At 72.3% G+C, this 20,368-nt stretch carries 21 protein-coding genes; 14 read left to right on the top strand and 7 right to left on the bottom strand.

The genetic code is table 11. The annotated features are described in order from the left end of the window. The first annotated feature begins 49 nt into the window (after positions 1-49). The 12 genes from SGUI_RS03010 (at position 50) to SGUI_RS17605 (ending at position 13,652) form a co-directional block, all read left to right on the top strand. Positions 50-724, top strand: coding sequence for a trimeric intracellular cation channel family protein (locus SGUI_RS03010; protein ID WP_066636071.1), 675 nt, complete (start codon positions 50-52; stop codon positions 722-724). Continuing rightward, a complete protein-coding gene (locus SGUI_RS03005; RefSeq protein WP_083190459.1) occupies positions 721-1,983 on the top strand; it encodes a ferrochelatase in 1,263 nt (420 codons plus the stop codon). Before SGUI_RS03010 ends, SGUI_RS03005 begins: the two co-directional genes overlap by 4 nt. Further along, positions 1,983-2,861: an inositol monophosphatase family protein gene (locus SGUI_RS03000; RefSeq protein ID WP_066636070.1), complete on the top strand. Its 879-nt coding sequence runs from the start codon at positions 1,983-1,985 to the stop codon at positions 2,859-2,861. The genes SGUI_RS03005 and SGUI_RS03000 overlap by 1 nt, the downstream gene beginning before the upstream one ends. A gap of 149 nt (positions 2,862-3,010) precedes the next feature. After that, on the top strand, positions 3,011-3,310 hold the full coding sequence (locus tag SGUI_RS02995; RefSeq protein WP_066636069.1) for a DUF4193 domain-containing protein: 300 nt from the start codon (positions 3,011-3,013) through the stop codon (positions 3,308-3,310). Positions 3,311-3,380: 70 nt separating this feature from the next. Further along, positions 3,381-3,881 carry a dUTP diphosphatase gene (dut, locus tag SGUI_RS02990; RefSeq protein WP_066636068.1) on the top strand — a complete coding sequence of 167 codons (501 nt, stop codon included), beginning with the start codon at positions 3,381-3,383 and terminating at the stop codon, positions 3,879-3,881. Positions 3,882-3,888: 7 nt separating this feature from the next. Continuing rightward, positions 3,889-4,803, top strand: coding sequence for a DUF3710 domain-containing protein (locus SGUI_RS02985; protein ID WP_066636057.1), 915 nt, complete (start codon positions 3,889-3,891; stop codon positions 4,801-4,803). Then, positions 4,800-5,558, top strand: coding sequence for a DUF3159 domain-containing protein (locus SGUI_RS02980; RefSeq protein WP_083190457.1), 759 nt, complete (start codon positions 4,800-4,802; stop codon positions 5,556-5,558). Before SGUI_RS02985 ends, SGUI_RS02980 begins: the two co-directional genes overlap by 4 nt. Before the next feature lies 1 nt (position 5,559). Then, entirely contained in the window at positions 5,560-6,963 is a 1,404-nt protein-coding gene (locus SGUI_RS02975; RefSeq protein WP_191090938.1) for a class I SAM-dependent RNA methyltransferase, read from the top strand. An 18-nt stretch (positions 6,964-6,981) separates the two neighbouring features. Beyond that, the gene (locus SGUI_RS02970) at positions 6,982-8,553 is read left to right on the top strand and encodes an LLM class flavin-dependent oxidoreductase (protein ID WP_066636055.1); all 1,572 of its coding nucleotides are present in this window, start codon (positions 6,982-6,984) and stop codon (positions 8,551-8,553) included. Positions 8,554-8,714: 161 nt separating this feature from the next. Continuing rightward, positions 8,715-11,546 carry an aconitate hydratase gene (locus SGUI_RS02965; RefSeq protein ID WP_066636053.1) on the top strand — a complete coding sequence of 944 codons (2,832 nt, stop codon included), beginning with the start codon at positions 8,715-8,717 and terminating at the stop codon, positions 11,544-11,546. Positions 11,547-11,778: 232 nt separating this feature from the next. Next, positions 11,779-12,675, top strand: coding sequence for a peptidoglycan DD-metalloendopeptidase family protein (locus SGUI_RS02960; protein WP_066636050.1), 897 nt, complete (start codon positions 11,779-11,781; stop codon positions 12,673-12,675). Positions 12,676-13,190: 515 nt separating this feature from the next. Beyond that, the gene (locus SGUI_RS17605; RefSeq protein WP_191090937.1) at positions 13,191-13,652 is read left to right on the top strand and encodes a DUF2690 domain-containing protein; all 462 of its coding nucleotides are present in this window, start codon (positions 13,191-13,193) and stop codon (positions 13,650-13,652) included. A 49-nt stretch (positions 13,653-13,701) separates the two neighbouring features. Here SGUI_RS17605 and SGUI_RS02955 read toward each other — a convergent pair whose 3' ends face one another. The 3 genes from SGUI_RS02955 to SGUI_RS02945 all read right to left on the bottom strand — a co-directional run bounded on the left by SGUI_RS02955 (position 13,702) and on the right by SGUI_RS02945 (position 16,673). Next, positions 13,702-15,279 (bottom strand): GMC family oxidoreductase, encoded by a 1,578-nt coding sequence (locus SGUI_RS02955; protein WP_066636047.1) that lies wholly within the window; start codon positions 15,277-15,279, stop codon positions 13,702-13,704. Continuing rightward, positions 15,276-15,803 (bottom strand): hypothetical protein, encoded by a 528-nt coding sequence (locus tag SGUI_RS02950; RefSeq protein ID WP_237141438.1) that lies wholly within the window; start codon positions 15,801-15,803, stop codon positions 15,276-15,278. Before SGUI_RS02950 ends, SGUI_RS02955 begins: the two co-directional genes overlap by 4 nt. Positions 15,804-15,887: 84 nt before the next feature. Continuing rightward, complete coding sequence (locus tag SGUI_RS02945) at positions 15,888-16,673, bottom strand: IclR family transcriptional regulator (RefSeq protein ID WP_066636045.1); 786 nt, start codon at positions 16,671-16,673, stop codon at positions 15,888-15,890. A 60-nt stretch (positions 16,674-16,733) separates the two neighbouring features. Between SGUI_RS02945 and SGUI_RS02940 the strand changes: the two genes are divergently transcribed. Beyond that, positions 16,734-17,054 carry a putative quinol monooxygenase gene (locus SGUI_RS02940; RefSeq protein WP_066636043.1) on the top strand — a complete coding sequence of 107 codons (321 nt, stop codon included), beginning with the start codon at positions 16,734-16,736 and terminating at the stop codon, positions 17,052-17,054. 9 nt (positions 17,055-17,063) lie between these two features. Here the strand turns inward: SGUI_RS02940 and ppk2 are convergent, their stop codons facing one another. Further along, positions 17,064-17,966, bottom strand: coding sequence for a polyphosphate kinase 2 (gene ppk2, locus SGUI_RS02935; protein ID WP_083190454.1), 903 nt, complete (start codon positions 17,964-17,966; stop codon positions 17,064-17,066). Positions 17,967-18,006: 40 nt separating this feature from the next. Next, positions 18,007-18,846 (bottom strand): siderophore-interacting protein, encoded by an 840-nt coding sequence (locus SGUI_RS02930; RefSeq protein ID WP_066636041.1) that lies wholly within the window; start codon positions 18,844-18,846, stop codon positions 18,007-18,009. Between the two features lie 108 nt (positions 18,847-18,954). On the opposite strand from SGUI_RS02930, the gene SGUI_RS02925 reads away from it, so the two are divergent. Then, entirely contained in the window at positions 18,955-19,314 is a 360-nt protein-coding gene (locus SGUI_RS02925; protein ID WP_066636040.1) for a hypothetical protein, read from the top strand. Between the two features lie 3 nt (positions 19,315-19,317). On the opposite strand, the gene SGUI_RS02920 is transcribed toward SGUI_RS02925, so the two are convergent. Further along, positions 19,318-19,737 (bottom strand): hypothetical protein, encoded by a 420-nt coding sequence (locus SGUI_RS02920; RefSeq protein ID WP_066636038.1) that lies wholly within the window; start codon positions 19,735-19,737, stop codon positions 19,318-19,320. Positions 19,738-19,858: 121 nt separating this feature from the next. Continuing rightward, positions 19,859-20,236, bottom strand: a complete 378-nt coding sequence (locus SGUI_RS02915) for a hypothetical protein (RefSeq protein WP_066636036.1) — start codon at positions 20,234-20,236, stop codon at positions 19,859-19,861. Positions 20,237-20,368 lie beyond the last annotated feature (132 nt).

Raw genomic sequence — 20,368 nt, 5'->3', positions numbered from 1 at the left:
CCGGACCGCGCGCGGGAGGGCACGCCGCGCGGGATACCCTGAACGGGCCATGATCGCCGCTTCCGCCGATGTGCGACTCGCCCTCGATCTCGTCGGCATCTTCGTCTTCGCGCTCTCCGGGGGGCTCGTCGCGGTGCGCGCGCGGCTCGACCTGTTCGGCGTCGCGGTCCTCGCCTGGGTCAGCGGCCTGGGCGGCGGCATCGTCCGCGACGTCTTCCTCGGCGACGTCCCCCCGGCCGGCATCAGCAACCCCTGGTACGTCGTCACCGTCCTCGTCGCGGGCCTGGTCGTCTTCGCCTTCCACGGCCTCTTCGTCGACCTCTCCCGGCACCGGCCCAAGCTGCGTCTGCAGCGGATCAGCGAGTCGGTGAAGTACCTCGACGCCGTCGGCCTGGCCACCTTCGCCGTGGCCGGCGCGCTCAAGGCGGTGGTCCTGGGGGCGCCGCCGCTCGCCGCGGTCTTCGTCGGCGGCATCACCGCCGTCGGTGGCGGCGTGGTGCGCGACGTCCTCGTCGGCCAGGTGCCCGAGGTGCTCCGCCGCGACCTGTATGCCGTCCCCGCCCTGCTCGGTGCCGCGATCGTCGTCGTCGCGGCCGAGCTCGGGCAGCTGTCCTTCGTGGTGGTCTGGTCCGCCGTGGCCCTCGTCCTGGGGATCCGGATCGCCGCCATCGTCTTCGACCTGAACGCCCCGACGCCCATCCCCTCCCGAGGAGAAGCAGCATGAGCAACCCCGTGACCGACCCGAGCGAGCCTGCCGAGCCCGGGGTCGCCGACCCGGCGGCCAGCCCCGACGACGTCTCCTCCGTCGAGGACGAGGTCGTCGCCGAGCTCGAGGAGTCCCTGGAGGAGACTGAGGAGAACGACCTCTTCCCCTACCAGGCCATCGTGCTCACCTCCTTCGGCGGACCCGAGGGCCCCGAGGAGGTCATGCCCTTCCTGCGCCGCGTCACCGGCGGCCGGGGGATCCCCGACGAGCGGCTCGAGGAGGTGGCCGAGCACTACTACCAGTTCGGGGGCAAGAGCCCGATCAACGACCAGAACCGCGCGCTCATCGAGGCGATCCGGGCCGAGCTGGAGCGCCGCGAGCTGCCGGTCCCCGTCCTCTTCGGCAACCGCAACTCCGAGCCCTTCCTCGCCGACGCCTTCCGCGAGGCGGCGGCCGAGGGCATGACCCGGCTGCTGTCCATCACGACCAGCGCCTACTCGTGCTACTCCTCGTGCCGGCAGTACCGCGAGGACATCGCCGCCGCGCAGGAGGAGCTGCTCGCCGAGGGCCACGAGGTGCACGTCGACAAGGTGCGGCAGTACTGGAACCACCCGGGCTTCTCCGCCACCAACGCGCGCATCGTCACCGAGGCGGTGCGCCAGCGGATGGAGGCCGGTGAAGGGGACGCCGACGCCGGCCCGGGTCGGGCGGCGCCGCACCTCGTCTTCGTCACCCACTCGCTGCCGGACTCCATGGACGACACCTCCGGCCCGGGCGACGAGGAGGGCAACCTCTACTCCACCCAGCACACCGAGCTGGCGGCCGCGATCACCGCCGAGGTGCGCGCCACCCTGGGCGTCGAGGTCGAGCACGACCTCACCTACTGCTCGCGCTCCGGCCCGCCGAGCCAGCCGTGGCTGGAGCCGGACGTCAACGACCACCTGCGCGAGCTCGCCTCCCGGGGCGTCCGCGACGTCGTGCTGGCCCCCATCGGCTTCGTCTCCGACCACATGGAGGTCGTCTTCGACCTCGACACCGAGGCCGCGGAGACGGCGCAGGAGCTGGGGATGGACCTGCTGCGCGTCCCGACGGTCGGCACCGACACCGAGTTCGTCATGGGCCTGGTCGACCTCGCGATGGAGCGGGCGACCCAGGCCCGCGAGGAGGAGGTCGAGCTGCCCACGTGGCCCGGCGACGCGCCGCGCCCGGCGGTCTGCCTGCCGGGCTGCTGCCCCAACCTGCGCCAGGCGAAGCCGGCTGCCTGCGGGAGCGACTGATGCCCTCTGCCCCGCAGGCCCCGACGGCGCCCGACCCCGGGCAGGTGCCGGCCGAGCAGCGCGCGGAGCTGGAGCGGCTCGCGGTGGACCTCGCCGCGGAGACCGGCACGCTCATCCGGGAGGAGCGCCCGGAGGGGCTCGGCGTCGCGCACACCAAGAGCACCGACCTCGACGTCGTCACCGAGATGGACACCCGCGCCGAGGCGCTGCTGCGCGACCGGCTCGCCACCGCCCGCCCGGGTGACGGCATCCTCGGCGAGGAGGGCGGCCTCGGGGCGGGCACGACCGGCCTCACTTGGGTGCTCGACCCCATCGACGGCACCGTCAACTACCTCTACGACCTCCCCTCGTATGCCGTCTCCGTCGCGGTCGTCCTCGGCGACCCGACGACGCCCGGGGCCTGGACCCCGGTGGCCGGAGCCGTCATCAACCCGCGGACCGACGAGATCTTCCACGCGCACGCCGGGGGCGGCGCCCGGGTGCGCAGCCGCGGCACCACCCGGACCCTCGCCGTCGGCACGCAGACCCGGTTGGAGTCGGCCCTGCTCGCGACCGGGTTCTCCTACGACCGCGAGGTCCGGCGGACCCAGGCGGCGATCGTCTCCGACCTGCTGCCCCGCGTGCGCGACGTGCGGCGCATGGGCGCGGCCGCGCTGGACCTGTGCCACGTCGCGGCCGGGCGGGTGGACGGCTACTGGGAGAGCAACCTGCAGCCGTGGGACCTCGCGGCGGGGTGCCTCGTCGTCACCGAGGCGGGCGGCGTGGTGAGCGGCCCCGGCGGCTCGCGCCCGCCCTCGAGCGAGCTCGTCGTGGCGGCCAACCCGACCCTCCACCCTCTCCTGAGCGGCGAGATCGACCGGCTCGGCCAGGGCTCCTGACCGCCCGTCGCATACCGCCTCGCGCGGGTCACGGGCGATAAGGCATACTCCCGCGCGGCGGATGTGCACCGAGCGCCGGCGGCGGGCACAAAATCGGTGGTCGCGGCGTTCACGACGACGAGACCACGCGGGAAGGCAAGAGAGGCGAGATGGCGACCGATTACGACGCACCACGCAAGAACGACGACGAGCTCAACGAGGACTCGATCGAGGAGCTGAAGGCTCGACGCAACGACAAGTCCTCGGGCAGCGTCGACGTCGACGAGACCGAGCAGGCCGAGGGCTTCGAGCTCCCGGGGGCGGACCTGTCCAACGAGGAGCTGTCGGTGCACGTGCTGCCCCGGCAGCAGGACGAGTTCACCTGCTCGCGCTGCTTCCTCGTGCACCACCGCAGCCAGCTGGCCAAGGAGGTCGGGGGGATGCCGGTGTGCACGGAGTGCGCGGCCTGACCAGCACCACGACGCCGTCGCGGGCGGGGACGGTCGCGGACCGTCCCCGCCCGACGGGCGGCTACCCTCGATGACCATGCCCCCCGAGCCCCAGACCGTCCCCGTCGCGCTGCGACGCCTGGACGGGGGCCTGCCCGTGCCCACGCAGGCGCGGCCGGGCGACGCCGGGGTGGACCTGCACGCGCGCGAGGACGTCAGCATCGCCCCGGGGGAGCGGGTGCTCGTCGCCACGGGGGTGGCGCTCGCCGTGCCCGAGGGGTATGCCGCCTTCGTCCACCCGCGCTCCGGGCTCGCGGCCCGGCACGGGCTGACCATCGTCAACGCCCCGGGCACCGTCGACTCCGGCTATCGCGGCGAGATCCTCGTCAACCTGCTCAACACCGACGCGCGCGAGCCCGTGGAGGTGCAGCGGGGCGACCGCATCGCCCAGCTCGTCCTCCAGCAGGTCGCCCGTCCCGTCTTCACCGAGGTCGAGGACCTGGGGGAGTCGGCGCGGGGCGCCGGCGGCCACGGGCATACCGGCACCTCCACCACCCTCCCGGCCACCGCCGGGCCGACCCGGAAGGACTGAGCCACCCGTGGCACTCTTCGGCCGACGCAAGACCAAGCAGCTCAGCGACGACGAGCTCCTCGAGCTCGACGAGGACGAGGCGACCGCCGTCCGGCCCGAACCGGCCGAGGGCGAGCCCGGCGTCGACCGCGACTGGGTGCGCGCCGAGGACGGCCCCTACGACATCACCGAGTGGCCCGAGGTGGACAGCGGGATCGACCTCGGCGCCCTGCGCCTGCCCTCGGTCAAGGGGATGTCGCTGCGGCTGGACATCGAGCAGAACTCCGGCCGGGTCATCGGCGCGACCCTCGGCTTCGGCGCCTCGCAGGCCCAGGTGCAGGTCTTCGCCGCGCCCCGCAGCGAGGGCATCTGGGACGAGCTGCGCGCCGAGATCGCCCGCGGCCTGGTCGACTCCGGCGGGGCGGCCGAAGCGGTGGACGGGCGCATGGGCAAGGAGCTGCGCGCCCGTATGCCCGGACGCGCCCCGGACGGACGCGTCGCCTACCAGCCGGCCCGGTTCGTCGGGATCGACGGACCCCGGTGGTTCCTGCGTGTGGTGATCGGCGGCCCTGCGGCCAGCGACGACAACCAGGCCCGCGGCGTCCTCGCCTTCGTCCGCCGGATCGTCGTCAGCCGTGGCGACGAGCCGCGCCCGCCGCGCGAGGTGCTCACGCTGACCCCGCCCAAGGGCTTCGCCGAGGCCGTCGCCAAGGAGGCGGAGGCCCGCCGCGAGCAGCAGGACCAGGCCCGCCGGGCGGCTGCGGCCGACGCGGTGCGCAAGGCGCCCTCGGCCGGCGGGTCGAGCGACGCCACGGCGGTCGCCGGCGTCGGGCTGACCGCCGGGGGCGGGGAGGACGCGCCCACCGGGGGCGGTGCCCCCGCGACCCCGCAGCCGGAGCCCACGGACGCACCCAAGGCGCCGCGCAACCCCGACTTCACATGAGCGGCGACGAGCCGAAGCCCCAGCCCGAGCCGCAGCCGCAGCCCGACGCCACCGCGGTCGGGTCGGGCGGCACGGCGGAGGAGACCGTCGAGCAGGTCATCCGGCGCCGGATCAGCGACGCCCTCGGCGGGTGGTACGGCTCGCTGGAGACCGCCCTGCCGACGGTCGCCTTCGTCACCACCTGGCTCGTCACCGACGCGGTCCGGCCCGCGGTGATCGCGGCGGCCGCGCTGCTCGTGGTCCTCACCGTCATCCGGGGCTTCCTGGGCGGGTCGTGGCGCTTCCTGGGCTCGGCGATCTTCGCCACCGGCATCGCCGCCTTCTTCGCCCTGCGCTCCGGCGAGGCCCAGGACGCCTTCCTCCCGGGGATCCTCGTGAGCGGCCTCTACGGCGTGGTCGCCCTGGTCTCCATCGTGACCCGGTGGCCGCTGCTCGGCTTCATCGTCGCCCTGGGCGACCCGGACTTCGCCGAGCGGCCCACGGCCTGGCGGCGCGACCCCGGCCTCGTCGCGGTCTGCGCCCGCCTCACCTGGGTCCTCGTCGCGCTCTTCGCGCTGCGGGTCGTCATCATGCTCCCGCTCTACCTCACCGAGCAGGTGGCCTGGCTGGGCGTGACCAAGATCCTGCTGAGCTGGCCGGCCTACCTGCTGGCCGTCGTCGTCATGGGCTGGATGCTCGCGACCGGCCGCACGCAGGCGCAGCCGGAGGACGCCTCGAGCGGGACCGCGGCGATCGACCCGACCCAGGGCCGCTGAGGTGGCGCCGGCGCCGACGGCTGGTGCGCCCGGCGCCACGCCCGTGGTCGGCGACGAGCTGGACCTCCTCGTCGGCCCGGTGGCGCACGGCGGTCACTGCGTCGCCCGCGTCGGCGACGCCGACGACGGGCTCGTCGTCTTCGTCCGGCACGCCCTGCCCGGTGAGCGGGTGCGCGTGCGGGTCACCGGCACCGGCGGGGGCGGCCGCTTCCTGCGGGCCGACGCCGTCGCGGTGCACGAGGCCTCGCCGGACCGCGTGCAGCCGCCGTGCCCGTTCTCCGGCCCGGGACGCTGCGGCGGGTGCGACTGGCAGCACGCCGACCTCGACGCGCAGCGCCGGCTCAAGGCGCAGGTCGTCACCGAGCAGCTCGCCCGGGTCGCCGGCCTGGACGAGGAGGAGATCCTCCGGCTCGGCGGTGGAGCGGACCTCGTGTGCGAGCCGGTCCCCGGCGACGAGCGCGGCCTGCGCTGGCGCACCCGGGTCGAGGTGGCGCTGCACCACGTCCCCGGCCGGCCGCCGGTCTCCGGGCTCCGGGCGCACCGCTCGCACCACGTGGTCGACGTCGACGACTGCCGCATCGCCGCGCCGGGCGTGGCCGCCACCGGTGCCTTCACCGACCCCGCGTCGCTGGTGCCCGCGACCCACGACCGCTCCCGCCGGGCGGACGTCGTGACCGCCCTCGACGTCGTCGCCCCAGCGGTCGGCGAGCCCGTCGTCGTGCTCCTGGCGGCGCCGGGGCAGGGTCGCCCGCGCGGTGGACGCGGTGGGCGGCCGGCCTCCCGCCGCGGCTCCCGGCGTCCCCCCGCGCCGCTCGGGCCGGTCCCCGAGGTCACCGAGCGGGTCGGTGGGCACGACTTCACCGTCTCGGCCCGCGGTTTCTGGCAGGTGCACCCCGGCGCCGCCGCCACCTTCACCGAGCAGGTGCTGGACTGGCTCGACCCACGACCGGGGGACTCCGTCCTGGACCTGTATGCCGGTGTCGGGCTGTTCGCCGTGCCGCTCTCCGCGGCGGTCGGTCCCGACGGACGGGTCCTCGCGGTCGAGGCGGACGAGGAGGCGACCCGGTCCGCGGGACGCAACCTCGGGGCATACCCCTGGGCGGAGGCGGTCGCCGAGCCCACCGCGAGCGCCCTGGGCCGCCTGGTCGCCGAGGACGAGCGGGTCGACCTCGTCGTCCTCGACCCGCCGCGCAGCGGTGCGGGTGCCGAGGTGGTGCGCGACCTGGCCGCGCTAGGCCCGCGGGCGGTGGTCTACGTCGCGTGCGACCCGGCCGCGCTGGCCCGCGACGTCGCCACCGCGCGCGAGGCCGGGCTGGAGCTGGAGGCGCTCCGGGTGCTCGACGCCTTCCCCATGACCCACCACGTGGAGTGCCTGGCGCTGCTGCGCCCGGCCGCCCCGCGCTGACCGAGCGAGGAGCCGACGATGCCCGACCTGGACCAGCAGCTGGAGTTCGGCGTCTTCCCGACGCCGGACGCCCGCCGCATCCCCGACCTGCTCTCCCTGGTGAGCCTGGCCGAGGTCGAGGGCCTCGACCTCGTCTCGGTGCAGGACCACCCCTACCAGGACGCCTTCCTCGACACCTGGACGCTGCTGTCGGTCCTCGGGGCGCGCACCACGACGATCCGGCTCGCCCCCAACGTCGCCAGCCTGCCGCTGCGCCCGCCGGTCGTGCTGGCCAAGGCGGCCGCCTCGCTGGACCTGCTCACCGACGGGCGGGTCGAGCTCGGCCTCGGGGCCGGCGCCTTCTGGGACGCCATCGTCGCGGCGGGCGGCCCGCGCCGGACGCCGGGGGAGGCGGTCGGGGCGCTGGCCGAGGCGGTCGAGCTCATCAGGGCCTTCTGGGCCGGGGGCACGGTGCGCTTCGAGGGCGAGCACTACCGCGCCAAGGGTCTGCACGCCGGCCCCGTCCCGGCCCACGGCATCCCCATCTGGCTCGGCGCCTACAAGCCGCGCATGCTGCGCCTCACCGGGCGCGTCGCCGACGGGTGGGTCCCGAGCATGGGGTATGCCGACCCGCCCGCCCTCGCCGGGCTCGCGGCCGTGGTCGACGAGGCGGCGCTGGAGGCCGGCCGCCCGCCCGCCGCGGTCCGCCGCATCTACAACGTCAACGGATCCTTCGGCACCGGCAGCGGCTTCCTGCGCGGCCGCCCGCAGGACTGGGCCGAGCAGCTCGCCGGGCTGACCCTCGAGGTCGGCATGAGCTCCTACATCCTCGGGACCGACGACCCGGACATGGTCCGCCGGTATGCCGCCGAGGTGGCCCCCGCGACCCGCGAGCTGGTCGAGGCCGAGCGCGCCCGGCGGGCCGCGGCGCCCGAGCCCGACGACGGAGCCGAGCGCGTGGCCACCGGGACCGAGGAGGCCGTGCCGGAGCAGGAGTTCGTCGAGGTGCGGCATACCGTCGCCGCGACCCCGGACGACGGGACCCGCCTCTCGCCCTCGATGCCGTGGGACGAGGGCGCGCGCCCGACCGCGCCGGACGGCGAGGCCGGCCGGCACCCGGAGCAGGCCCAGCACCTCGTCGACATCCACGACGGGCTGCGCTCCGAGCTCGGCCAGGTCCGCGACGTGCTCGACCAGGTGCGGCGCGGGCACCTCACCGTCGGGGCCGCACGCTCGGTCATCAACACCATGACGATGCGGCAGAACAACTGGACCCTCGGTGCCTACTGCGAGTCCTACTGCCGGATCGTCACCGGGCACCACACCCTGGAGGACCGCAGCGTCTTCCCGCACCTGCGGCGCAGCGAGCCCGGTCTGGCGCCGGTGCTGGACCGGCTGGAGGAGGAGCACGTGGTCATCCACGACGTCCTCGACGAGTTCGACCGGGCGCTGGTGCAGCTGGTGAGCGAGGACGGGACCGGCCGCGCGGGGGAGGAGGTCCTCGAGGGGGTGCAGCGCTCGCTGGACCTGCTCACCGACACCCTGCTCTCCCACCTCGCGTACGAGGAGCGCGAGCTCATCGGGCCCCTCACCCGGCACGGGCTGAGCTGAGTCAGGGGCCCGGTCGCGGAGGCAGGCAAGCCTCACCTGACGCCGGGGCGGGCGGTGCGGCAGGATGGACGGCAAGCGGGCGCGCCGCGTTGCGGCGGGCACCCTGGATGAGATATCTTGATGTCAAGATAAATTGCCGGTGAGCGAAGGAGCGACCTACGTTGAGCACCAATCCGAACAGCTTCGATGCCCAGGGCACGCTGGAGGTGGGGGACGCCAGCTACGAGATCTTCCGGATCGGTGGGCTCGAGGGCGCCGACACCCTGCCCTACTCGCTCAAGGTGCTGCTGGAGAACCTCCTGCGCACCGAGGACGGCGCCAACATCACCGCCGACCACATCAACGCGCTCGCCGGCTGGAAGGCCGACGCCGAGCCGGACACCGAGATCCAGTTCACCCCCGCCCGCGTCATCATGCAGGACTTCACCGGGGTACCCTGCATCGTCGACCTCGCCACCATGCGCGAGGCCATGGGCGACCTCGGCGGCGACCCCACCAAGATCAACCCGCTGGCCCCCGCCGAGCTGGTCATCGACCACTCGGTCATCATCGACGTCTTCGGTCGTCCCGACGCCTTCGAGCGCAACGTCGAGATCGAGTACGAGCGCAACGAGGAGCGCTACCAGTTCCTGCGCTGGGGCCAGACCGCCTTCGAGGACTTCAAGGTCGTGCCCCCGGGCACCGGCATCGTCCACCAGGTCAACATCGAGCACCTGGCCCGCACCGTCATGACCCGGGAGTCCGGCACCGACGGCGCGGTGCAGGCATACCCCGACACCTGCGTGGGCACCGACAGCCACACGACGATGGTCAACGGCCTCGGCGTGCTCGGCTGGGGCGTCGGCGGCATCGAGGCCGAGGCCGCGATGCTCGGCCAGCCCGTCTCCATGCTCATCCCGCGGGTCCTCGGCTTCAAGCTCACCGGCGCGGTGCCCCCGGGCGCGACCGCGACCGACGTGGTGCTCACCATCACCGAGATGCTGCGCGAGCAGGGGGTCGTCGGCAAGTTCGTCGAGTTCTACGGCGAGGGCGTCACCCAGGTGCCGCTGGCCAACCGGGCCACGATCGGCAACATGAGCCCGGAGTTCGGCTCCACCTGCGCGATCTTCCCCATCGACGACGTCACCCTGGACTACCTGCGGCTCACCGGTCGCTCGGACGAGCAGGTCGCTCTCGTCGAGGCCTACGCCAAGGAGCAGGGCATGTGGGCCGACCCGGACAAGGAGGCGCGCTACAGCGAGTACCTCGAGCTCGACCTGTCGACGGTCGTGCCCTCGATCGCCGGCCCCAAGCGCCCGCAGGACCGCATCGAGCTGGCCAAGGCCAAGGAGCAGTTCTGCGCCGACCTGGACAACTACGCGGACAACGGTGACGACACCGAGCTGTCCGGGGTGGACCAGGAGCTGGAGGACACCTTCCCGGCCTCGGACGCCCCCTCGCACGACGCCAGCGACGCGTCGCACGAGCAGGAGCGCCCGATGCGCACGGGCCGCGCCAAGGACGGCGACGCACGCCGTGCGTCCAAGCCGGTGCAGGTCACCATGGACGACGAGACCTTCGAGATCGACCACGGCATCGTCGCGATCGCCTCGATCACCTCGTGCACCAACACCTCCAACCCGTCGGTGATGATGGCGGCCGCCATGCTGGCCAAGAACGCCGTGGAGAAGGGCCTCACCGTCGCCCCCTGGGTCAAGACGTCGATGGCGCCCGGTTCCAAGGTGGTCACCGGCTACTTCGACAAGGCCGGCATGTGGCCCTTCCTGGAGGAGCTCGGCTTCCACCTCGTCGGCTACGGCTGCACGACGTGCATCGGCAACTCCGGGCCGCTGGTCGAGGAGATCAGCCAGGCCATCAACGACAACGACCTCGCGGTCACCTCGGTGCTCTCGGGCAACCGCAACTTCGAGGGCCGGATCAACCCGGACGTGAAGATGAACTACCTCGCGTCCCCGCCGCTGGTCATCGCCTACGCCCTGGCCGGGACGATGGACTTCGACTTCGAGTCCGAGCCCCTCGGGCAGGACAAGGACGGCAACGACGTCTTCCTCCAGGACATCTGGCCCGCGCCGGAGGACGTCGAGTCGACCATCGCCTCCTCGATCAGCCGCGACATGTTCACCGAGGACTACAGCGACGTCTTCGCCGGCGACGAGCGCTGGCAGAGCCTGGACACCCCGGACGGCAACACCTTCGAGTGGGCCGGCGAGTCGACCTACGTGCGCAAGCCCCCGTACTTCGAGGGCATGGGCGCCGAGCCGGAGCAGGTCGAGGACATCTCCGGGGCCCGCGTCCTGGCGCTGCTGGGCGACTCGGTGACCACCGACCACATCAGCCCGGCGGGCTCGATCAAGGCGGACAGCCCGGCGGGCAAGTACCTCTCCGAGCACGGCATCGACCGCAAGGACTTCAACTCCTACGGCTCGCGCCGCGGCAACCACGAGGTCATGATCCGCGGCACCTTCGCCAACATCCGGCTGCGCAACCAGCTGCTCGACGGCGTCGAGGGCGGCTTCACCCGCGACTTCACGAACGACGGCGAGCAGACCTCGATCTACGACGCGGCCCAGGCGTATGCCGAGGCCGGCACCCCGCTCGTGGTCCTGGCGGGCAAGGAGTACGGCTCCGGGTCCTCCCGCGACTGGGCGGCCAAGGGCACCCGGCTGCTGGGCGTCAAGGCGGTCATCGCGCAGTCCTACGAGCGGATCCACCGCTCGAACCTCATCGGGATGGGCGTGCTGCCCCTGCAGTTCCCCGAGGGCGAGAGCGCGGAGAGCCTGGGCCTGGACGGCACCGAGACCTTCGACATCTCGGGCGTGACCGCCATCAACGAGGGCTCCACGCCGAAGTCGGTCAAGGTCGTCGCGACCAAGGACGGCGGCGAGACCGTCGAGTTCGACGCGGTGGTCCGCATCGACACCCCGGGAGAGGCCGACTACTACCGCAACGACGGCATCCTGCAGTACGTCCTGCGCTCGCTGGTGTCCGCCTGAGGCGAGCCCCGGCATACCGCACCTCGGCGCCCCGCCAGCCGTCCGGCCGGCGGGGCGCCGCTGTCGTCACTGCCCGATATGCATCGACCGGATGGACCGCGGTCCAACGGGTGAGACGACCTTGGTCGCCGTCCACGGCAGCAGCAGGTGCGTCCGCCTTCGTCCGCGCGCTGTCCATTGACATCCGTGGCGACGTTTTCCCTGGTCAGGGGCTTCTCCATGATCGCACGATGTGGCTATCGGCACTCTCGCCGATGTGATCCCGGTGAGCGACCACAGTTCGCCGGAGAAGGGAATGGCGACCATGGAACGAACAAGGCGAACCTGGATGGCACAGTTCATGAGGGTTCTCAGTGTGATGATCGCGTTGGGCCTGGCTGTGGTCCTTCAACCGATTCCGGCGCAGGCCGCGCCGACGGTCACCGTCAAGGCTTCCTCCACGCAAGGGATGGCCGGCCCAACTCTGAACTCGTACCAGCACCGCACCTTCCAGCGTGGGAAGAGTCTGAAGTTGAGGTGCTACGAACGGGGCCAGTTGGTGTCGGGCTACTACTCGCCCTGGGTGGGCAAGTCGGATCTCTGGTATCAGACGATCGGCGATGGTGGAGTCTGGGTGGCCGATATCGACCTCGACACAGGGAGCAACGACCCTGTTGTACCGCGCTGTGATGCCAACCTGCCTTGGACGGAAGGGCAGGCGTATCCCGTCACGCAGAGTCCTGGATCGGGGTACTCGCACGGTGACAGCTACAACCGGCACGCCGTCGATGTGGGCCTGCCCAATGGAACGACGCTGCGCGCGCCCATCACCGGCAAGGTGTACTTCGAGGGCTGGTCCGGCCCGGGCGGGATTGTCACGCTCATCAAGAAGCCGGGAACGTCCAACACCTGCTACCAGCTGGCCCACCAGTCTGCCTCCTACATCAACGACGGGCAGAAGGTCATCAGAGGACAGGTCATCGGCAAGTCGGGAGGCTCCGGGAACGGTCAGCAGGGGTACTACGCCCCTCACCTCCACATGAATGTCGTGTACTGCAGCACCCAGAAGAGTCTCACCATTCTGAAGACTCAGGAGCGGGGAACTTCCTACCCGCTAGGTGCATCGCTCAGTTCCTGGAACGCCAGGTGATCGCTAGGTCCGGGTCCGCCGTGGCGCGGCGGGCCCGGACCGGCCATCAGCCGTGACCCGAGGGATTTGTGCGATCGAGGGAGCCCGGACGACTACTCCGCGGTACGGTTCGCCCATCGACTGGCCGGCTTTCCTGGTGGAGGGTTCTCATGCACGACGGTGACGATTCGGTGGAGGCATTCACGGACGACCTCCGTGAATTGTGGATCCGGGCCGGTAGACCGTCGTTCTCGTCACTCGCTGCGAAGACACACCTCAGTCGCACAAGCCTCAACGATGCGATGCGGCGCACTGACAGGCTTCCGTCCGAGACGGTCCTGTCCTCACTCGTGGAAGAACTCGACAGCGGATCGGCTCAGCGGTGGGAGCAGCGGCGCTCGGATCTTGCTGTTCAGCTATCCCGTGCAGCAGGTCGCGGGCGGGCGACGCCGGAGGACGAGCTCTCAGTCACGAAACAACCGTCCTCTCGTTCGAGGGCGAGGTGGTTGACTAGTGGCGCGGCCGCGGGAGCCGTTGTGACCTCGACTATCTGGTGGATCTTCTGGCTGCAGGAAGGGCCAGGCGGGGAAGCGATCCAGACGATTGCCGCCACGGCGTCTGACACGGTTGAAACCTCTGAGAACCCAGTGCAGACCGGGGATGACCCAGCTGATACCCGCTGTGTAGATGACGCTCGGATCGTTGGCGCACTGGACGAAGACGGATTCACCGTCGAAATTATTTTCTCGCCCGCGTGTGATGCTGCTTGGGGACGAATCGCTCGCCACGACGATCAAGGTCACGGCAATCGGATCGAGGTCGCCATTTATGATCGTGACGATCCGGAGGGCCCATCTCGTCAGCAAGCCGTCGAGCCTGACATTGCCGGCGCCTACACGATGCTGATCGTCAAGGATTCGCCGGTGCAACGACTATGCGTCGAGGGTGCGGCGTTCACGGACGGTGAAGGAATCCACAGTGATCCTGTGTGCAGTTGATCCGCTGACGCTCGAGGCCAGGACAGCCTCAGCGGCTACAGAGCAGTACTCAGAGCTCGCCGGTGCGGAGCAGCTCGCGCAGGTGGTCCGCCTGCCGCATCGCGAGCGCCACGATGGTCAGCGTCGGGTTGGCCGCGCCGCCGGTGGTCATCACCGAACCGTCGGAGACGAAGAGGTTGGGCACGTCGTGCGCCTGCCCCCAGCCGTTGAGCGGCCCGTCCGCCGGGTCGGCGGCCATGCGGCAGCTGCCCAGGTTGTGCGTCGCCGGGTAGGGCGGCGTGTGGTGCACCCCGAGGGCGCCGGCGGCACGGTAGATCGAGTCGGCGGCGCGGTAGGCGTGCCGTCGCATCGCGATGTCGTTCGGGTGGTCGTCGAAGTGGACGTGCGGCGCGGGGAGGCCCCACTGGTCCTTGACGTCGGGGTCCAGCGTGATGCGGTTGGACTCCTGCGGCATGTCCTCGCCGACCAGCCACATACCCGCCGTGTGGGCGTAGGCGTCCATGAGCCGGGTGAACTCGCGTCCCCAGCTGCCGGGCTCGACGAAGCTGGCCAGAAAGGCCGGGCCGAGCGAGAGGGTCTCCATGTAGTAGCCGCCGACGAAGCCGCGCGAGGGGTCGTAGACCGCCTCGTCGGCGATGATGCCGGCCATCGTCTCGCCGCGGTACATCCGCACCGGCTGCTCGAAGCGGGCGTAGGCCGAGCCGGTCAGGTGCCGCATGTAGTTGCGGCCCACCTGGTCGGAGGAGTTGGCCAGGCCGTCCGGGTGCGAGGGGGAGTCGCTCATGAGGAGCAGCCGGGGCGTCTCGATGGAGTTGCCGGCGACGCACACCGCCCGCGCCGCCTGCCGGTGCAGGTTGCCGTCGGAGTCGAGGTACTCCACCGCATCGACCCGTCCGTCCGAGCCATGGGTGATGCGGACCGCCTGGGACAGCGGGCGCAGCTCGGCGTTGCCGGACTCCAGGGCCCGCGGGATCTCCCGGACGAGGGTGGACCACTTGGCGCCGGACTTGTCGCCCTGGAAGTTGAAGCCGTCCTGCACCGTGGCGGGGCGGCCGTCGTAGGGCTCGGCGTTGGTGGCGTAGGGACCGGTGGCGTAGTACTTGTAGCCGGCGCGCTCGGCGCCGTTCGCGAAGACCTTGTAGTTGTTGTTCGCCGGCATCGGCGGCCGGCCGTGCCGGTGCGAGGAGCCCATCGCCTTCTCGGCCCGGTCGTACCACGGCTCCATCTCCTCGAGCGTGATCGGCCAGTCCAGCAGGTTCGCCCCCTCGACCTCGCCGTAGGTGCTCCGCGCCGCGAACTCGTGCGCCATGAAGCGTGGCGTCGCGCCGGCCCAGTGCGTGGTGGTCCCGCCGACCGCCTTGACGATCCAGGCCGGCAGGTTGGGGAAGTCCCGCGCCACGCGGTACGACCCGGACGTGGTCCGCATGTCCAGCCAGGCCATCTGGTTGAAGGCCGGCCACTCGTCGTTGGTGTAGTCGTCCGCGGTGAGATAGGGGCCGGCCTCGAGGACGACGACCTTGACGCCCTGCGTCGCCAGCTCGTGGGCGATCGTGCCGCCACCGGCGCCGGAGCCGATGACGACGACGACCGGCTCGTCCTGGGGGATCGTCTTGCCGTGGGTGGTCATCGGGAGTCCTCCTCGGGGGTGCGCAGCTCGGTCCGTGGCTCGCCGTCGAACTCGGTGATCCGCGGGTCGGGCAGCCAGTCCAGGTCGTCGAAGCCCCGGTGCAGGTAGCCGCCCTGGTCGAAGCTGGGGCCCTCGTAGCCGAGCAGCTCCCACACCTCGCGGTCGTCGTAGAGGGCGACGACGGCCACGCCGCGGATCTGCCGGAAGTAGGGCTCGTCGGCATACTCGCGCAGGATGAGCGTCGCCTCCTCGTCCGGTGCGCCGAGGAAGTCGCCGCCGCAGATGGTGTCCAGCATGTCCAGGTCGGGGCCGAGGGTGGCGGCGAGGCGCCGGTCGTCGGCGGTGGCCTCGACCACGGCGTCCGCGGTGCGCTCGTAGGGGCCGTCGGGGAAGCTGTCGTGCGGGTAGGCCACCCGCAGCAGCCGGACGAGCACCTGCCGCTGCCGGGAGGTGAGGGCGGCCGGGCCGCCGCGCAGCGCAGAGCTCGTGTCGCGCTTGATCGTTGCCGAGTCCTTGTCCGCCATGGAGCCTCCTCGTCCCCGTCGCACCGCGTCGTGCGACGTGTCGCCCACGCTAGGCGCGTCCGGCGGAGCCCGCCACGGGTGTTCTCAGTGCGTGAGAACGTCGGGGTCGACGCGACGGAAGTACGCGGCGACGTCGCCGGCCGCCACCCGCAGCCGGTGCTCGATGCGCAGGTCCGGTCCGTCGAAGCGCGCGGCACCCGCGGAGACGGCCACGCAGCCGAGCAGCCCGCCGTCCGGTCGGCGGACCGCGACCGCGGCGCAGCTGCTGCCGGGCAGGAACTCCTCGAACTCCCAGGCGACGCCGCGCCGGGTGACCCGCGCCAGGTGGGCCTCGAGCACCCCGGCGTCGGTGATGGTGCGCGGGGTGAGGGCGGGCAGCCCGTGGCGGGCGAGCTCCACCTGCCGCTCGGTGTCGTATAGGTCGGCGAGCAGGATCTTGCCGAAGGCGGTCGCGTGCGGCGCCTCGTGGAAGCCGAAGGTCATGGGCTCCAGGCGCGGGCACTCGGGGGAGTCGGCGACGAAGACCAGCGCCAGCGTGGCGCCCCTGCGGATCGCGAGGTATGCCGCGCAGCCGGTCGCGCGGTGCAGGTCCACGACCCGCTGACGCACCTGGGCGGACAGCCCGATCTGACGGTGCAGCGCCAGCCCCAGGCGGTGCGGCTTGAAGCCGAGCTCGAAGCGGCCCTCGTGGCGCAGGTGGAGCAGGTAGTCCCTCGCCACGAGGTCCGCGGCCAGCCGGTAGACGGTGGACAGCGGCAGGCCGAGCTCGTCGGCGAGCTCCCGCGCGGTGGCGCCGCCCCGGTCCGCGACGAGCTCCAGCAGGGCGAAGGTGCGCTCCACGGCGCGCGCACCGGCGGGTGTCGTGCTCACGCCCCCATCATGGGGCAGCCGCGCTTGACGTCCGGCGCGGGGCACCCCACGATCGGGCGCATGTACTTCATCGTCGTCAAGTTCCCCGTCAAGCCCGAGTCGGCCGAGCAGTGGCCGCAGATCGTCGCGGACTACACCGCCGACTGCCGCAGCGAGGAGGGCAACATCTCCTTCGAGTGGTCCCGGAGCCTGGAGGACCCGCTGCAGTACGTCCTCGTCGAGGCCTTCACCGACGAGGGCGCGGCCAAGCACGTCGAGAGCCCGCACTTCACCGAGGGCATCGAGGCGATGCGCCCGCACCTCACCGGCACCCCGCAGATCGTCTCCCGGCAGGTCGAGGGCGACGGCTGGGAGCCGATGGGCGAGCTGCAGATCGACTGAGCGCGGCGGCTAGCTGAGGTCCTGCTGGGAGCGGCGCTCCACCGGCTTGCCCGCCGCCTCCCCGACCGCCGCGGCGTGGTCGGGGACCGGCAGCTGCAGCCGCCGGTCGGTGCGCTGGTAGCCGGTCGAGTCGGGGCGCTCCGGCATACGCAGCTCGTCCTGGTCCACCTGCTCGTAGGGGACCGTGGAGAGCAGGTGGGCGATCATGTTGATGCGGGCCGAGCGCTTGTCGTCGGACGGCACGACGTTCCACCGGGCCTCGGGGATGTCGGTGTGGACGAACATCTCGTCCTTGGCCCGGCTGTAGTCCTCCCACCGGGTCAGCGACTCCAGGTCGGTGGGGGAGAGCTTCCAGCGGCGCATCGGGTCCTCCATCCGGGACCGGAAGCGGCGCTCCTGCTCGTCGTCGGAGACGGAGAACCAGTACTTGCGCAGCATGATCCCGTCGTCCATGAGCATCCGCTCGAAGATCGGGGTCTGCTGCAGCCAGCGCCGGTGCTCCTCCGGGGTGCAGTAGCCCATGACCCGCTCGACCCCGCCGCGGTTGTACCAGGAGCGGTCGAAGAGCCGGGTCTCGCCGGCGGCGGGCAGGTGCTCGATGTAGCGCTGGAAGTACCACTGCGTCTTCTGCCGCTCGGTCGGGGTCGGCAGGGCCACGATCTGGGCGTCGCGGGGGGAGAGGTACTCGGTGACCCGCTTGATCGCCCCGCCCTTGCCGGCTGCGTCCCGACCCTCGAAGACCACGACGAGCCGGTGGCCGGTCTCCTTGATCCAGGTCTGCATCTCGACGAGCTGCTCCTGGAGCCGGAGCAGCTCGTCCTCGTAGACCTTCTTGTTCAGCCGCGGCACCGGTCCTGCGGTGCTCCCGCCCGTGGTCCCCTCGGTCTTCTTCGCGTTGCTGCGCGTCGCCATGGGGTCATCGTGCCACTACGACGGCGCGTCGTGAAGAGGCTCAGCTCTCCAGCGGCTCGTGGTGGTCGCGTCCGGCGACGCCGCGCCGCCAGTAGCCGTCCACCTGCAGCGCGCTGGGCTGCAGGGCTTCCCCACCGACGCCGAGCTCGGCGGCCGCACGGCGCACCTGGACCATCGCGCCGGCCTCGCCCGCGGCCCACACGTAGTCGCCCGGCTCTGGGGGCAGGGACCGCAGCGACTCGGCGAGCGTGCCCTCCTCCTCGTCCATGAGCCAGGTGACGCGGGCGTCCGCGCGCTGGGGCAGGGGCACCAGGCAGGTCGCGTCCGGGACCTGGACCACGACCTCCAGGGGTATGCCGGCGGGAGCCTCCTCGAGCCAGCGTCCGACGGCGGGCAGGGCGGTCTCGTCGGCCAGGCAGACGTAGCGCCGCGCGTCGGCCGGCTCGGTCATCGACCCGCGCGGGCCGAGCAGGCCGACGACGTCGCCCTTCCTGGCGCCGCTCGCCCAGGTGCTCGCCGGGCCGGTGCCGTGCACGACGAAGTCGATCGTGACCTGCTGGGTCTGGTCCGCGTCGTGGACCCCGCGCACGGTGTAGTCGCGGGTCACCGGGCGCTGCGCGCCCTCGGGGAGGCTGGGCCGGTCGTCGACGACGGTCGGGAGCGTGAGCTCGCCGGTGGTCGGGTGCGGGAAGGCGACCTTGACGTGGTCGCCGACGGCCAGCGGCACCCAGGGGATCGGCGGCGCGCCGGCCTCGAGCCCGAGCGTGATGCGCCGCATCCGCCCGCCGAGCTGCTCGACGTGGCTGACGCCGGCGCGGCGGACGTGGAGCGGGTGGAGCTGACGGCTCCGCTGCAGGGCGGCGGGGGCGGCGCTGGTCATGGTGGTCCCGTTCGTCGAAATAGCGAAGATCTGCGTGCTCATAATAGAGGAGGCGTGCTGCGGATGGCGAGCAGCGGGGCGTGGGCAGGTCGTCGTACACTTGTTCGCATGAGCAGCGGACCGCCCGGATGGCCCGATCGGGTCCCCCCGGCCGGGGTCGCCGGCTGGGAGCAGGCCGCGGTCTCCTGGCTGCTCGACCAGTGCCCGGCCGACTACCGGGCGTATGCCGCCTGGCGCCGGCACCCGGCCGCGCTCGCCTGGATGGCGACCCGCCACCTGGAGGCCCAGCTCGAGGCCATGCGCGGAGCCTGGCGCGACGTCCGTCCCGAGCTCGGCCCGGCGCTGCCGCCCGGAACCATCGGCGACGTCCTGGAGTCCCTGGCCCGCGAGGGTCTGCGGCTGCGCGCCAACCACCGGGCCGCCGGCCTGCTGCTCGAGGCGCTGCGCCTGCGCGCCCCGATCGCCTGACCCCTACCGCCCCGTCAGTCTCCAGGAGAGCAGCTCGGCGAAGGCGTCGACATCGCCGGCCAGCCCGAACAGCTCGGTGCGCCCGATGAGAACCTGGTAGTCGTCCGGCCGGGCACTGCCCGACCCGCACTCCGGCTCCTGGGCCGTCGGTGCCGAGGCTCCCAGGACGACAGGGAGGCCGCTGCGACGCAGGACCGGGACCAGCTCCCGCGGCACCTGGTCCTGCCGCAGCATCCGCAGCGGCACGGGGAGCTGCTGCTCCATCCGGCGCCACGCGCGCCGCTGCCCGAGGACGCTGTGGGAGATCTCGAAGAGGGGGCAGCGGGGCCCACCGGTCCGCCGGTTCACCGCGTGCTCCAGCTCGGCGGCCGGCCCGGTGGACACGGCATAGACGCCGATGACGAGACGGACCGGCGGCGGCATCGCCTCAGCGTAGGGCGTCAGCCCGACTGGCAGCCTCTTCGTCATGTGAGAGCCCCCTCGAACAGGCTCACCGGTGACGAACCGGCGCTCAGAGGACGAACCGGCTGGCAGCCGGCATACCTCAGGTGCCGGTGTGGTCCGCAAGGCGCCGGCGCAGGGCCTGCTCGAAGCGCGTGACGTCGCCCCCGAGCTCGTCGAGGTCGGCACGGCTCAGCAGCACGGTATGCCCGCCGCCCTCGCCCTCGGCGAGGACCACCGGGGCGCCGGCCTCCTCGACCGCGGCCTCCTGCGTGGGCGTGAGCTCGTTGAGGTGCCGCAGCTCGAGACCGGCCACCATCTGCTCCCACTCCTTCTTGCGCCGCACCGTGGCGTGGGTGATGTCGCACAGCGAGCAGTGCGAGCTGCCGCGGGCCTTGCCCCACACGTAGGCCGCCTCGCCCAGGACGCCTCCCTTGGCGTTGTAGACGCCGATGACCCTCGGACCCTGCTGCTCACTCATCCCACCAGCGTCGGGCGCGGGACGGGGGACGTCCACCGCGAGCGGCCCGCCCTCCCGGCCCGGCCCGCCGGGTGCAGCGTCCTCCCAGGGCCGCCCACGTAGACTGGCGGGGCTGGACACGACGCCGACGAC

Source organism: Serinicoccus hydrothermalis (assembly GCF_001685415.1).
In the GTDB taxonomy this organism is placed as follows: domain Bacteria; phylum Actinomycetota; class Actinomycetes; order Actinomycetales; family Dermatophilaceae; genus Ornithinicoccus; species Ornithinicoccus hydrothermalis.
The sequence above is the reverse complement of the archived record's forward strand: the minus strand, read 5'-3'. Positions and strand labels throughout refer to the sequence as shown.